This window comes from Actinoplanes sp. NPDC000266 (assembly GCF_042899005.1).
In the GTDB taxonomy this organism is placed as follows: Bacteria; Actinomycetota; Actinomycetes; order Mycobacteriales; family Micromonosporaceae; genus Actinoplanes.
This window is the reverse complement of record NZ_JBIAZI010000001.1, coordinates 1370414-1384624: the sequence shown is the minus strand read 5'-3', so window position 1 is coordinate 1384624 and position 14211 is coordinate 1370414. Positions and strand designations below refer to the sequence as shown.

Below are 14211 nucleotides of genomic sequence, written 5' to 3'. Positions count from 1 at the left end.
GTCGGGCAAAGCCTGAGGGACGGCCTCAGGCGTCGAGCCAGAGCGAAACGGCCAAGCCCAGCGCGGCCAGAGCGATCGTCACCCGCAGGGGGCGCTCAGGCAGGCGGCGGACCAGGACGGGGCCGAGGCGGCTACCGACCAGGCAGCCGGCGGCGAGCAGCGCGGCCGCGGTCCAGTGAACCGGCGCGATCAGTGCGTAGAGGACGGCGGCGACGAGATTGGAGGCGCCCAGGACGATGCTTTTGACGGCGTTCGTGACGGGGAGCGGTTCGGCCACGGCCAGTGACATCGCGGCCAGGAGGAGGACGCCGGCGGCGGCGCCGAAATATCCGCCGTAAATGGCGATGAAGAAGATGCTGAAACCCAGCGGCGGGCGGAAGCCAGGCTTCGCGTACCAGACCCGCAGTGGGTCGCGGAGCAACAGCGTGATGCCGCCGAGGGCGACGAGAAAGGGGACGATGCGCTCGAATGCCGAGGCTGGGGTGCTGAGCAGGAGCACCGCGCCGACGGCGCCGCCGACCGCGGCTACCGCGCACTGCCGGAGCAGACGACCGCCCTGGCCGCGCAGTTCGTGCCGGGAGCCGGCAGCGGAGCCTGCGGCGCTCGACAGCAGGGCCACGGTGTTGGTCACGTTCGCCGCTACGGGCGGAATGCCGACGCCGAGCAGCACCGGGTAGCTGACGAGCGAGGCCAGCCCCGCCATCGACCCGGTCAGGCCCGACCCGACACCGCCGGCCACCAACAACGCAGCATGATCAACATCCACGTGGAGCAACAGTATCGCGCTGTGAGGTCGCCCCGGCAGCAGCGCGGCCAACGCCACACGGGCCGGCTCCGGCATGGGCCGCCCTGGTCAGGCAGGGCGGCCACGCACCGTGGCCAGGCGGACTGCCACGCGCCGCCGTGCTCAGGCAGGGCGGCCACGCGCCGCCGTAGCCAGGCAGGGCTGCCACGCGCCGCCGTAGCCAGGCAGGGCTGCCACGCGCCGCCGTAGCCAGGCAGGGCTGCCACGCGCAGCCGTAGCCAGGCAGGGCGGCTGCGGCGGGAGCTGGGCAGGCCCTCAAGGGTGGCGGGGTCAGGAGCGGATGTCGGGTGGGGTGGTGGTGTCAAGATCGGCGAGTACTGCTCGGTGGTCGCTGCCGGGGGCTCGCAGGACCCATGAGCGGCGGGTGGTCATGCCCTGTTGGAGGAGGTGGTCGGGGCGTACGACCGGGAAGTTGTCGGGCCAGGTGAAGCCGAAACCGGCGCCCGCGTCCTGTTGGGTGTCTCGCAACGGGGACAGGGTGGCGAAGCGGCGGTCGGTGGTTGCTGTGTTGAGGTCGCCGGCCAGGACCAGGCGAGGGCTGGGGTCGGCGTGTACGGCGGTGGCCAAGGCCTCGAGGGTGCGGTCTCGGTTCGCGGTCATGTCGGCGCGGGCCGAGGCCAGGTGGGCGGCGTAGACGCGTACCGGGCCGTTCGGGGTGGTCACCGTGGTGGCCAGGGCCCGGGTCCAGCCGATGCGGATGTCGACGGGGGTGGTGTTGGAGAGCGGTAGGCGACTGAAGACCGCCACGGTGCCGGCGGCGGCTCGGTGGGGGTAGGCGGCTTTCAGGGCTGTGGTGACTGCCCTGCGGTCGGCGGTGGTGATCTCCTCCAGGACGATCACGTCGGGAGTGGCCTTCAGGAGGGGCGCCAGCGCTGTCGCCGGGGCGGCGGTGCCCAGGTTGAGGGAGGCTACTCGCAAGTCGTGTGGGCCTGTGGTCGCCCTGTCTGGCAGGGATGGGGCGAATATCGCTGCCCAGATCAGGGCCGGGATCGCGGTCGTGGCTACCGCCCAGCGCTGCCGGGTGATGGCCGCCGCGGCGATCAGCAGCGCGATCGGCGCGGCTGACCATGGCAGGGCGCTGTCCACCAGTGTGCCCGTCGCGCCGGGGACCGCCTCGTGGGCCACCAGCTGAGCGGTGAGGGTCAGGGCCAGGCCGGCCGCTACGAGGGCGAAACCTCGCCGTGCTCGGCCCGCCCCGCGCGGGTGGGCGGCGCCGGCGGCGGTCATCGGTCCACCCTGCGCAGGGAGGCGGCCCTGGCGACGGTCATCGGCCCACCCTGCGCAGGGAGGCGGCCCTGGCGGCGGTCATCGGCCCACCCTGCGCAGGTAGGCGGCCCTGGCGGCGGTCATCGGCTCACCATAGCGACGATCATGGCGTTGCCGGACGGTCTGGCGGCTCAACCGCCACGTGCTTCATCACACGGAGTTGGCGATTGTCAGGGCTACCAGGGCTGGTACACAGAGCAGGGAGGACAAGAAGACCGCGTCTCGGGCCAGCGGGACGGCGGCGGTGAAGGACTGGGCGTACAGGAAGACGTTCTGGGCTGTTGGCAGTGCGGCCAGCACCGTCACGGCGTACGTCTCCGGTGGGGACAGGCGCAGGGCCAAGGCCAGCAGGTAGGCGAACAGCGGCATCAGCGCTGCCTTGAGGGCCACGGCGGCGATCGTCGGCATACGGTCGGGGCCGGGGGCCAGCACCCGGGCGCCGGACAGTGACATGCCGAAGGCGATCAGCACCACCGGGACGGCGGCCTGGCCTATGGCGGCTATCGGGTCCGTCACCACCGACGGTAAGCGCACCCCGGTCACCGCCACCACCACGCCCAGAACCACCGCCACGCTCAGTGGGCTGCGCAACGGTGCCGTCAGTGACCTCCGCCAGGACGCGTCGCCCGCCGTCACCAACTGGAGCAGGGTCAGCGCCACCGGCGTGACGATCAGCAGCTGGAACATGATGACCGGGACGACCAGGGCGGCGTCGTTCAGGACGTACGCCGCGACGGGAATGCCTATGTAGCCGGCGTTCGTATATCCGGCGGCCAGCGCGCCCACTATGCGCGTCCCGGGGTCGCGGTGCCTTGTGACCAGCGCGTGCGCGCCGAAGCAGACGACGGCCGCCAGCGCCGAGACCAGCAGCGGCTCCGAGAACAGGATCCGCGGGTTCGACGCCGACGCGCTGGTGAAGAGCAGGCACGGGGACAGGACCGTGTACGCCAGGCGGCCCGCGACGGCGACCGTCGAAGACGGTAGACCGCCCCACCGGCCGGCCACCCAGCCGACCAGAACGATCACGGCGATGACCGCCAGACCGGAGAGCGCCGAGATCACGGGTCGACCGTAAGCGGGAAATTGCAAACACTGCAAACGCTTGCCGTGGGCATCGACCACTTTCTATTCTCGGCATCAGCAGCAAGGTAAGCGCTTTCCTGCATACGAATCCTGCTCGGCGTGGGAGACGGCATCGGTTCGTAGCAGCGCCCGAAAAGGTATGCGAGGAGGAGCGACATGCGAGTACGAACAGCTACGGCCCTGGTCGCCGGGGCCGCCAGCGCCCTGATCGCCGGGGTTCTGGTGGCGCCACAGGCGGAAGCGGCGGCGGTCGGCACGGCGACGGGCTACGCCAGTGTCAACGGCGGCACCACCGGGGGCAACGGCGGCGCCACCGTCCGGGCCACCACCGGCACCCAGATCCACCAGGCATTGTGCAGTCGCGCGAGCAGCAGCACGCCGATCACGATCGAGGTGCAGGGCACCGTCAACCACGGCAACACGACCAAGGTCTCCGGCGACAGCTGCAACACCGCGGCCGACAAGATCGAGCTGAAGGAGATCAGCAACGTCACGATCATCGGGGTGGGCAGCGGGGCCGTCTTCGATCAGCTCGGCATCCACATCCGGGACTCGAGCAACATCATCATCCAGAACGTGACCGTACGGAACGTCAAGAAGTCGGGCTCGCCCACCTCGAACGGCGGCGACGCCATCGGCATGGAGAGCACCGTCCGCAACGTCTGGGTCGATCACGTCACGCTCGAGGCCAGCGGCGGCGAGTCCGAGGGCTTCGACGGCCTGTTCGACATGAAGGACGACACGGAGTACGTCACCCTGTCGTACAGCATCCTGCGCAACTCGGGCCGGGGCGGGCTCATCGGGTCGAGCGAGAGCGACACTGGCAACAGCTTCATCACGTTCCACCACAACCGATACGAGAACATCGATTCCCGTACGCCTCTGCTGCGCGGCGGCGTCGCCCACATCTTCAACAACTACTACTTCAGCCTGAACGAATCCGGCATCAACAGCCGGGCCGGCGCCAAGGCCAAGGTGGAGAACAACTACTTCGAGGACTCGAAGGACGTGCTCGGCACCTTCTACACCGACGCCGCCGGATATTGGCAGGTCGCCGGCAACGTCCTCGACAACGTGACCTGGTCGAGCCCGGGCAGCGACACCAACCCGGCCGGGCCGAACCTGACCTCCACGACCACCGTCTCCGTCCCGTACAGCTACCGCCTGGACAGCGCCTCCTGCGTGCCCGCCCTCGTCCGGCAGATCGCGGGCGCCAACACCGGCATTCGTACGTCGACCGGCACCTGCTCCACCACGAACCCGACGACCCCGCCCGCCACCACGCCGCCCGCGACGACACCGCCGGCCACCACGCCGCCCGCGACGACCCCGCCCGCCACGACGCCCCCGCCGAGCGGCACCAACCTCAGCATCGGCGCCGGCTCCGACGGCTCCAGCAAGGCGAGCGGCACCAGCTACGGCGACGTCCGTGACGGCAGCCTGACCACGTACTGGTCGCCCAGCGGCACGACCGGCTCCATCTCGATCAAGTGGGGCTCGGCCACCACCGTCTCGCGGGTGGTCATCCGCGAGCACTCCGGGGCCACCGGCGCCATCGGCGCCTGGCGGGTCCTCAACGGCGACACCGGCGCCGTCCTCAAGACCGGCTCCGGCGCCGGCACGATCACCTTCACGGCCACCTCGCTGAAGAAGGTCACCTTCGAGATCACCGGCGCCAGCGCGGCACCGCGGGTCGCCGAGTTCGAGACGTACGCCTCGTAAGCAAGGAGAGGGGCCGAAAGGCCCCTCTCATCCGAAGCGAGACGTTGCCACCAGATTTCGGCCGCGATACGTTGTGACGACTATCGATATTTGCGCGAGGGAGTCCCCCACCATGCCCCTCAGTCGTCGCACAGTCCTAGCCGCCGGCGCGGGCGCCGCAGCCGGCCTCACGATTCCCGCCGCCACCGCCCAGGCCGGAACGAAAACGGTCAAATTCACCCTCAACGCCGTCACCCTCGACGGCGGCGAGCAAATCGTCAGCCTCACCCTGGACACCCGCCGGCTAGGCCCGATCTCCCGGAGCAGCCTGACCCCGGCCACGTTCAGCGTGCACGTCAAGGCCACCAGCCCGATCCCGGTCACCCCCGACCCGGGCTACGACCTCGACCGCGTGGTGACCGCGGCCCGCCTCGACCGGAACGGCAACATCGTCCTGGACCTGAGCTACGCGGAGGGACAGCCCGGCGGCGGCACGCTCGGCTACATCTTCAGCAAGGGCCGCAACGTCCAGCTGAACCTGACGTACACGATCACGCAGAACGCCCCGTTCGTCGTGCGCAGGCGACTGGTCACCATCGACAAGTTCACGCAGGGACGACTGTCCAACCCCGAGGTCGACGCGTACAGCTATCACCAGTCCGCGTCCGGGATGAAATACCGTCTCTTCGAGCCCCGAGCACGAGGAAAACGCCCCCTGGTCGTCTGGCTGCACGGCGGCGGCGAGGGCGCCTCATTGCCCGACAACTACTACGACAACGAGACCACCCTGCGCGCCAACCGCGGCGCCCTCGGCTTCTCCACCCCCGAGGCCCAGAAGATCTTCAATGGCGCGTACGTCGTGGCGCCGCAGAGCTTCTCCGCGTGGATGCAGGACGGACCGCGTTTCGCCCCGCTCATCCGCGAGATCGTCGACGAGGTGGCCCGCCGCCACGATGTCGACCGCGACCGCGTGCACGTCGTCGGCTGCAGCAACGGCGGCTACATGAGCATGAAGATGACCACCGTCTACCCCGATGTCTTCGCCTCGTCGGTGCCCATCTGCGGTGTCGTCGCCGGCAATCCGCCGCTGATCCCCGACGCCGAGCTCGCCGCCATCACCACCCCGACCTGGCTGGTCACCTCGCTCGACGACAACACCGTGGATCCGGTGGCCAACACCGTGCACGCGCACGACCTCATCCCGCGGTCACGGGTCACCCTCTACGACAACGTGATCTGGAACGGGCATCAGTTCCCCGGTCACTGGTCATGGATCTACGTGGCCCGCAACGATCCGAGCATCAACGGCCTGCACATCTGGCAGTGGATGTCCCGGCAGTACCGCCGCGACTAGGGCGGCACACTCCTCGTCGGTGGCCGGACGGCCGTACATCTGCTCCCACATCACGATGCCGGAGTAGGCGAGATGCGCCGCCATCTCGCCCGCTCCGGCCCGGACGGCCGCCGCGCGGAACGGCGCGAAGCTGCGCGCGACGATGTCGCCGAGCTCGGCCACCCTCAACCGGACCGCCTCGGCCAGCACCCGCCCCTCGGGTCCCACCGAGGTGTCCCGCACCCTGCGGACCAGGGAAAGAAGATCGTCGTCGGCGAACGCCGCGAGCAACGGCTCGACCACCGCGGCCAGCAGGTCGGCCTTGGTCGGCCAGCGCCGGTAGATCGTCGTGCGGTTGACCTCGGCGGCCCGGGCCACCCCGTCGATCGTCATGCCCGCGAAGCCGTGCGCCGCCATCTCGGAGACGACGGCCGCCCGCACCCGCTCGACGACCTGCGCGCTCCGCGTCCCGCCGCGTACGCCAGCGGTCCGTCGGTCCACCCCGCCCCCTTATGGCATCACCGTGTTGCCTTAAGTTAGCATCGTCGGCCATGAGCCTCGACGGCGTCTACTACGTCATCTCCTGGATCCTGCTGCGCTGGCAGGATCTCTGGAGCGCCGTCGGCGTGCCCGACGGCCTGGTGCTGGGCACCAACTGGACCTGGGTCCTGGCCATCGTCTTCCTCGTGGTCACCCTGCGGGCCGTGCTGTTCCCCGTCTTCGTCAAGCAGATCAAGTCACAGCGGGCGATCCAGGCGCTGGCTCCGAAGATCAAGGAGCTCCAGGAGCAGCACAAGGACGAGCCGCAGAAGCTCCAGGCCGCGATGATGGAGCTCTACCGCGCCGAGAAGGCCAACCCGTTGATGGGCTGTCTTCCGATGCTCGTGCAGATCCCCGTCTTCCTGGGCCTCTTCCACGTGCTGCGCCGGCTGACGCCGGACAATCTCGGGACCACGCGGTACGGCTGGACGGCCGACCAGTTCTACGACGCCAGCCACGCCGCGCTGTTCACCGCGCCGCTGTCGTCCCACTTCAACGGCGGCGGCACCACGGTCAAGCTGGTCGCCGGCATCCTCGTCGTGACCATGATGCTGACGACGTACCTGACCAGCCGCCAGATGATCCTCAAGACCGGCTGGGCCGAGGATCCACAGCAGAAGATGATTCAAAGGCTCATGTTGTACGGCATCCCGGCCTCGCTGCTCGTCTCCGGTGTGCTGTTCCCGATCGGCGTGGTCATCTACTGGGTCACCAACAACCTGTTCACGCTGGCCCAGCAGCAGTGGGTGCTCCGCAAGTTCCCGCCGCTGGTCACCAAGCCGGCCGCTCCCGCACCGGCCGAGCAGTGACGAGCCACCTCGACCTGGAGTTCACTCCGGGCCTGCGCCTCGACCTGCACCTCCCGGAGGGCGCCGAGCTCCCGCCGGTCGTCCTCTACCTGCACGGCGGCGCCTGGCGCGTCGGCTCCCGCCAGGACAACCCGGACCGGCAGAGATCCCTCACCCGGCACGGCTTCGCCGTGGCGTCGGTCGACTACCGGCTCAGCGGCGAGGCGAAATATCCCGCGCAGCTGCACGACGTGACGGCCGCCGTCACCTGGATCAAGGACAACGGCCGCCAGTACGGGGCCGACGGCAACCGCATCGCCGTCTGGGGCGCCTCGGCCGGCGCGCACCTGGCCGCCACCGTCGCCCTGACCTCCACCGTCCCCCGCGCCGCCGTCCTGTGGTTCCCCACCACCGACCTGGTGCGGGCCGCCCCGCGCGGTCCGGTCGAGCCGCGGTACATGCCCAGCCCCGAGGGTGACCTACTGGGCCTGAAGAGCCCTCTGGACGATGTCGAGGCGGCCCGGGCCGCGAGCCCGCGCTGGCTCGTCCACCCGGACGCCCCACCGTTCCTGATCATGCACGGCGACCGCGACCGCCTGGTCCCGTCCACTCAGTCCACGGTCCTGCACGACGCCCTGGTCGACGCCGGCGCCGACTCGACACTGGTCCTGCTCGGCGGCGCCGCCCACGAGGACCCGGCTTTCGACACACCGGCCACCGTCGGCATGGTCGCCGGCTTCCTCACGGCCGCGCTCAGCTCAGACTGATCCGATGCGCGGGTTCATCCCAGAGGGAGTCCTGCGGGAACAGCACCGCCTCGGCCTTCGTCCCGGTGGGCACGGTCCACACCCGGATCACCCGGGCCGTCATGCCCGGGTTGTAGGGTCCCACCGGGAAGTCCTCGGCCCGCTGCAGGTTGGCCGCGACGGTCTCGTCGAGCCCCGAGAAGGCGTACTCCCCGCCGTCGGTCACCAGATGCCCGAACTCCTCGGTGCCGGAGGCGGGCGTACGCCCCACGTTCTTCAAAGTCGCGTCCATGCGGCAGAACTCCCAGCCCTCGTTCGCCCGCGCGTCGATATGCTCCGGCGGCACGTCATCGCTGGACCAGTCCCCGCTCACATAGTCCGGATTATCCGCCGCATCCGGAAAAATCGTGATGCCACATTTCACTCCGGCCACCGTTACCGCCCAGTCCACCGCGGGAGTGTCGTCACTGAACTCTTCCCGATAGCGAAACGAAACCCCCACCCGCTGCGGCGTCAGCTCCGTGTCATCGGCTTCGTCCACAGCCGCCATCCCCGCCGTAGCCTCAGCCGACGCCCAGGGCGCGACCTCGTCGTCGCCCCCACCGCAGCCACCCACCAGCGCCACCGAAGCCATCAGCCCCACCAACGCAAGCCCCCGCGCTACTGAAGCTTCCAGCCCCGCCGACACAAGCATCGGCGCCCCATCTTCCAAATCCGGAAATTTCGGCATTTGCCGAACGTAAGCCCGGGCGGTCGTTGAGCCGGGCGGAACGCGGCGACATCCCCTTTCCGATACTTTTCGAGAGTGCAAACCCTCCAGGGCGCGCGGGTCCGCCTGCGGCCCGCCACTCAGGACGATGTCCCGGCGCTGTCCGAGATCCGCGCCACGCCCGAGGTCTACGAGCGCTGGGGTCCCGGCGACGTCCTCGACGACGACGCGCCGACCTTCGTCATCCTCCACGAGGATCGGATCGTCGGGGCCATCCAGTTCAGCGAGGAGGAGGACCCCGGCTACCGGCACGCCGGCATCGACATCTACCTCTCCCCCGCGGTTCACGGTCAAGGACTGGGGACCGATGCCGTACGGACCCTCGCCCGCCACCTCATCGACGACCGCGGACATCACCGCCTGGTGATCGACCCCGCCGCCGACAACCACGCCGCGATCCGCTGCTACACCAAGGCCGGCTTCCGCCCCGTCGGCGTCATGCGCCGCTACGAGCGCGCCCCCGACGGCACCTGGCACGACGGCCTGCTGATGGACCTGCTGGCCGGCGAGCTCACGTGACCCCGAAGGCCCGCACCACACCCGGAGCCGCCAGGTCCCGGCCGTCGAGCCAGCAACCGATCGCGTGGGCGACCGCCTGAGGGTGGCTGTAGTTCATCGCGTGCGCCGCCCCTTCGACGACCGCGACCGTCAGGTGCGGTGGCGCCAGGTGGATCAGTTCCCGCACGCGCCGATCCGGCGGCATCAACGGGTCGCGCTCACCGAGCAGCGCGAGCGTCGGCACCGGCGTGCGCAGCAGGCGTTCGAGCGAAGGGAACCGGGTCAGCTCGCCGAACAGGTGCACCGCGTTGACCGGCCCGAACCGCAGATAGTCGGGCAGCGCCACCCGGACCATCCGCGCCGACTCCCGCGGCACATCGCGCCCGAGTTGCACCAGCGCCCGGAGCAGCGGCTGGTTGTGCACGCCCCCGGCCGGCGAGGCCAGCACCACGCCGGCCACGCGTTCCGGCGCGCTGTGCGCCACCTCCAGCGACACCGGCCCGCCCATCGAGTTGCCGACCAGCACCACCTTGTCCAGTTCGAGCGCGTCCAGGATCTCCAGCAGGGCCCAGGCCAGCGACGAGATCCCCAGCGTCGGCCCCCAGGGCTTGCTGCGCCCGTATCCCGGCAGATCCGGCACGAACGCCGTCGCCCGGTGGGCCAGCGCCCGGGCCGTAGGCACCATGTAGCTGCCCGAGATCCCGAAGCCGTGCACGTGCACGATCGGCGGCGCCCCCGCGACCCGCGGTCCCCGGCGCACGAAGACACGCCGCCCCCGCACGACGACCCAGCTCATGCCACGGGTTCCGAAACGGAAGAGGCGAAGAGGGTCAGGCCCAGCCGTACGGACAGGAAGCGCGCCGCCAGCTGACCCCGCACACTGTTGCCGTACACATCGAGCGGCGGGGCGAACGTGGCCAGCGCCCCCTTGCCCGGCGAGACCACGACGATCCCACCGCCGATCCCGCTCTTCCCGGGCACCCCCACGTCGTACAGCCAATCGCCCGAGGTCTCGTAGAGACCGGCCGTCGCCATCACGGCCAGGGTGAAGTGGCAGATCGTCGCGTCCACGACGCGTTCGCGGGTGAGCGGGTTGACCCCGCCGTCGGCCAGTGTGGCGCCCATCGCGGCCAGCTCCGTGGTGGTCACCCGCAAGCAGCTCTGCCGGGTGTAGAGGTCGACCGCCTCCATCGGGTCACAGCCGAGCAGGCCGTACGTCTGCAGCAGGTCGGCCAGAGCGCGGTTGCGGTGGTTCGTGGCCGACGCCGAGGCGTACACCTCCTCGTCGATCTCCAGCGGATGGCCCGCGAAGCGGGACAGGCCGTCCTGGAGGAACCGCCACTTCTGCTCGAAGGTCTCCCCCGGCACGAGGCTGGCCGTGGCGATGGCCCCCGGATTGACCATGGGATTGGTGCGGCCGCCGGGCCCGCGCTCGACCGCCGAGAGCGAGTTGAACGGCAGCCCCGTCGCGTTGACCCCGAGCCGCCGCCGCATGACCTCCGGTCCGAGGCTCGCGCACACCAGCGCGAACACGAACGGCTTGGCCACGCTCATGATGGTGAACCCGTGTTCGGCGTCCCCGGCCGCGTGCCGGCCGCCGCGCGCACCGACCGCGCAGATGCCGAACAGGTCGACCGGCACCCGGGCCAGCGCCGGGTAGACGTGCGAGGGCTCCCCCTCGGTCTCGGTGCGGAATTTCCCGTACGCCTCGTCGATCGCCGCCCGCACCTCGTCCGGCGAGGGCAGGTGACCGGTGGACACATAGGCCGGCGTCGTGCTCACGATCCGCACGCTAACCGGGCCGCCCGGCCGCCGACTCACCCCCGGCGGATGGTCGGCCTTGTCAGCCCTTCACAGATTGCATACTGTACTCCACATAATGCATACACAATCGCAGGCGGAAGGGAGTCGCCCATGCGTGTCGCGGTGCTCGGAGCCGGCGCCATCGGCGCCTATGTCGGCGCCTCGCTGTGCCGGTCCGGAGTGGACGTCCATCTGATCGCCCGCGGGGCGCACCTGGCCGCGTTGCAGGCACACGGCGTACGGGTGCTCAGCCCCCGGGGCGACTTCGCGGCCCAGCCCCACGCCACCGACGATCCGGCCGAGATCGGACCGGTGGACTACGTCTTCCTCGGCCTCAAAGCACATTCGTACGCCACCGCCGGTCCCCTACTCGCTCCCCTGCTGGGCGACGGCACCGCCCTCGTGGCCGGGCAGAACGGCATCCCGTGGTGGTATTTCCACAAGCTCCCGGGACCGTACGAGGACCGCCGCATCGAGACGGTGGACCCGAACGGCGAGACCTCGGCCGTGATGGCGCCGTCGCGGGCCATCGGCTGCGTGGTCTACCCGGCCACCGTCATCGCCTCCCCCGGCGTGATCCAGCATCTGGAGGGCACCCGGTTCTCCATCGGCGAGCCGGACGGCACGGTGTCGCGGCGGTGTCTCGAGTTCAGCGAGGCGATGGTCGCCGGCGGTCTGAAGTGCCCGGTCGAGCCACGGCTGCGCGACGACATCTGGATCAAATTGATGGGCAACGTCTCGTTCAACCCGATCAGCGCGCTCACCCGGGCCACCATGGCCGAGATCTGCGAGAGCGCGGGCACCCGGCGGGTGGTCGAGCAGATGATGGAGGAGACGCTCGACATCGCCGCCCGGGTCGGAAGCACCCCGGAGATCTCCATCCAGAAGCGGCTCGACGGCGCCCAGCGGGTCGGGCACCACAAGACCTCGATGCTCCAGGACCTCGAGGCCGGCAAGGAGATGGAGCTCGACGCCGTCGTCGCGGCGGTGGTCGAGATGGCCGACATCACCGGCGCCCCCGCTCCCACGCTGCGCACCGTCCACGCCGCGACCGACCTGCTGGCCAAGAAGATGAGAGGTTGACCCATGGCCAAGATCCCCTGCATGGACGCGGTCGTCGCGGTGCTCGCGTCGGAGGGCGTGGACATCGCCTTCGGCTGTCCGGGCGCCGCCATCCTTCCGCTCTACGCGGCGCTGCGGCGCGGCGAGATCAGGCACCTGATCGTCCGGCACGAGGAGGGCGCCACCCACATGGCGGACGGCTGGGCCCGGACCAACGGCCGGGTCGGCGTGGCCATCGGCACGTCCGGTCCGGCCGGCACCAACATGATCACCGGGCTCTACACCGCGCACGCCGACTCCATCCCGATGGTCTGCGTCACCGGTCAGGCGCCCACCGGCAAGCTGCACCAGGAGGCTTTCCAGGCGGTGGACATCGTCGAGATCGCCAAGCCGGTCACGAAGTGGGCGGTGCAGGTGAAGGAGGCGGCCCAGGCGCCCTGGATCTTCCGGGAGGCGTTCCGGATCGCGCGCTCCGGGCGGCCGGGCCCGGTGCTGATCGACCTGCCGGTCGACGTGGCGCGGCAGGAGATCGAGTGGGACCCCTCGATCGACGCGCCGCTGCCGGTGCCGGTGGTCGAGCCGCACCCGCCCCGGGTCGAACGGGCCCTCGACATGCTGCTGGCCGCCGAGCGCCCGCTGATCCTGGCCGGCGGCGGGGTGATCATCGGCGAGGCCACCGGCCTGCTGCGGGAGGTCGCCGAGACCCTGGACGTCCCGGTCCAGGTGACCCTGATGGGCAAGGGCGCGATCCCGGAGGACCACGATCTGTTCGCCGGGATGACCGGCATCCAGACCACCCAGCGCTGGGGCAACGCGTCCTTCCTGGAGTCCGACCTGGTCCTCGCGATCGGCGCGCGCTTCGGTGATCGGCACACCGGCGACCTGGAGACGTACCGCGGCGACCGGAAGTTCGTCCACGTCGACATCGAGCCGACCCAGCTCGGCAAGGTGTTCGGCCCCGACCTCGGTGTGGTCTCCGGCGCCGGACCGTTCCTCGCGGCGCTGCTGGCCGCCGCGAGACAACGGGGTGTTCGGAAGGATCGCGGCCAATGGATCTCGCGCGTGAGAACGCTGCGCGCGACACTGCCCCGGCGGGACGACTTCGACACGGTCCCGATCAAGGCGCCCCGGGTGTTCAAGGAGATCAACGAGTTCTACGGCCCGGACACCTACTTCGTCACCGCCATCGGCCTCTACCAGATCTGGTCGGGGCAGTTCCAGAACGTCTTCAAGCCCCGGCACTACCAGGTCTGCGGCCAGGCCGGCCCGCTGGGCTGGGAGATCCCGGCCGCGATCGGGGTCAAGTCGGCCCGGCCCGGCGCCGAGGTGGTGGGCGTGGTCGGCGACTACTCGTTCCAGTTCCTGGTCGAGGAGCTCGCCGTCGCCGCGCAGTACGACATCCCGTTCGTGCTGATCATGTTGAACAACGAATATCTCGGCCTGATCCGCCAGGCCGAGATCGGCTACGACATGAACTATGAGGTGGACATCCACTACGACGAGCACGGGACGGACAACGTCAAGATCATGGAGGCGTACGGCTGTGCGGGGCGCCGCGTGCACGATCCCGGTGACATCGCCGACGCGCTGGCCTGGGCCAGTAAGGAGGCGCGGCGCACCAGCCGCCCGGTGCTGGTCGAGGTGATGATCGAGCGCGAGGCGAACACCGCGCACGGACTGTCCATCGCCGCGGTCAAGGAGTTCGAGCCGGCGCCGCAGATCTGAGGGGTCCGGGTGAGGGTGGGCGGCGCGGCCGCCCGCCCTCTTCATTGCATCTCGGCGACTGTATGCTATAGCCCACGATCGCTTCTCGCAGC

At 70.0% G+C, this 14211-nt stretch carries 13 protein-coding genes and 1 pseudogene; 7 read left to right on the top strand and 7 right to left on the bottom strand.

Annotated features, from left to right (window positions below; translation table 11 throughout):
- Positions 1-25: 25 nt before the first annotated feature.
- From ACFY36_RS05720 to ACFY36_RS05710, 3 genes are all read right to left on the bottom strand, one after another.
- Positions 26-817: a sulfite exporter TauE/SafE family protein gene (locus ACFY36_RS05720; protein WP_499744715.1), complete on the bottom strand. Its 792-nt coding sequence runs from the start codon at positions 815-817 to the stop codon at positions 26-28.
- Between the two features lie 258 nt (positions 818-1075).
- Entirely contained in the window at positions 1076-2032 is a 957-nt protein-coding gene (locus ACFY36_RS05715) for an endonuclease/exonuclease/phosphatase family protein (protein WP_499744714.1), read from the bottom strand.
- A gap of 189 nt (positions 2033-2221) precedes the next feature.
- Entirely contained in the window at positions 2222-3133 is a 912-nt protein-coding gene (locus tag ACFY36_RS05710) for an AEC family transporter (RefSeq protein ID WP_499744713.1), read from the bottom strand.
- Positions 3134-3310: 177 nt separating this feature from the next.
- Between ACFY36_RS05710 and ACFY36_RS05705 the strand changes: the two genes are divergently transcribed.
- Together ACFY36_RS05705 and ACFY36_RS05700 are read left to right on the top strand one after the other, a co-directional pair.
- Positions 3311-4876 carry a pectate lyase family protein gene (locus ACFY36_RS05705; RefSeq protein ID WP_499744712.1) on the top strand — a complete coding sequence of 522 codons (1566 nt, stop codon included), beginning with the start codon at positions 3311-3313 and terminating at the stop codon, positions 4874-4876.
- Positions 4877-4988: 112 nt separating this feature from the next.
- Complete coding sequence (locus ACFY36_RS05700) at positions 4989-6209, top strand: prolyl oligopeptidase family serine peptidase (protein ID WP_499744711.1); 1221 nt, start codon at positions 4989-4991, stop codon at positions 6207-6209.
- Here the strand turns inward: ACFY36_RS05700 and ACFY36_RS05695 are convergent.
- Positions 6123-6689, bottom strand: a complete 567-nt coding sequence (locus ACFY36_RS05695; RefSeq protein ID WP_499744710.1) for a helix-turn-helix domain-containing protein — start codon at positions 6687-6689, stop codon at positions 6123-6125. The genes ACFY36_RS05700 and ACFY36_RS05695 overlap by 87 nt on opposite strands.
- A 50-nt stretch (positions 6690-6739) precedes the next feature.
- Here ACFY36_RS05695 and yidC point away from each other — a divergent pair.
- Both yidC and ACFY36_RS05685 read left to right on the top strand, forming a co-directional pair.
- Positions 6740-7742, top strand: a pseudogene (yidC, locus tag ACFY36_RS05690) (membrane protein insertase YidC); the annotation flags it as partial.
- Positions 7627-8283, top strand: a complete 657-nt coding sequence (locus ACFY36_RS05685; RefSeq protein WP_499744861.1) for an alpha/beta hydrolase fold domain-containing protein — start codon at positions 7627-7629, stop codon at positions 8281-8283. The pseudogene yidC and the gene ACFY36_RS05685, both read left to right, overlap by 116 nt.
- Here ACFY36_RS05685 and ACFY36_RS05680 read toward each other — a convergent pair.
- Positions 8270-8992 (bottom strand): hypothetical protein, encoded by a 723-nt coding sequence (locus ACFY36_RS05680; RefSeq protein ID WP_499744709.1) that lies wholly within the window; start codon positions 8990-8992, stop codon positions 8270-8272. The genes ACFY36_RS05685 and ACFY36_RS05680 overlap by 14 nt on opposite strands.
- Positions 8993-9067: 75 nt before the next feature.
- On the opposite strand from ACFY36_RS05680, the gene ACFY36_RS05675 reads away from it, so the two are divergent.
- Entirely contained in the window at positions 9068-9550 is a 483-nt protein-coding gene (locus tag ACFY36_RS05675) for a GNAT family N-acetyltransferase (RefSeq protein WP_499744708.1), read from the top strand.
- Here the strand turns inward: ACFY36_RS05675 and ACFY36_RS05670 are convergent.
- Together ACFY36_RS05670 and glsA are read right to left on the bottom strand one after the other, a co-directional pair.
- Complete coding sequence (locus ACFY36_RS05670; protein ID WP_499744707.1) at positions 9543-10325, bottom strand: alpha/beta fold hydrolase; 783 nt, start codon at positions 10323-10325, stop codon at positions 9543-9545. The genes ACFY36_RS05675 and ACFY36_RS05670 overlap by 8 nt on opposite strands.
- Positions 10322-11311 carry a glutaminase A gene (gene glsA / locus ACFY36_RS05665; protein WP_499744706.1) on the bottom strand — a complete coding sequence of 330 codons (990 nt, stop codon included), beginning with the start codon at positions 11309-11311 and terminating at the stop codon, positions 10322-10324. The genes ACFY36_RS05670 and glsA overlap by 4 nt, the downstream gene beginning before the upstream one ends.
- Positions 11312-11443: 132 nt before the next feature.
- On the opposite strand from glsA, the gene ACFY36_RS05660 reads away from it, so the two are divergent.
- Together ACFY36_RS05660 and gcl are read left to right on the top strand one after the other, a co-directional pair.
- A complete protein-coding gene (locus ACFY36_RS05660) occupies positions 11444-12415 on the top strand; it encodes a 2-dehydropantoate 2-reductase (RefSeq protein ID WP_499744705.1) in 972 nt (323 codons plus the stop codon).
- A gap of 3 nt (positions 12416-12418) precedes the next feature.
- Entirely contained in the window at positions 12419-14119 is a 1701-nt protein-coding gene (gene gcl, locus ACFY36_RS05655; RefSeq protein WP_499744704.1) for a glyoxylate carboligase, read from the top strand.
- Positions 14120-14211 lie beyond the last annotated feature (92 nt).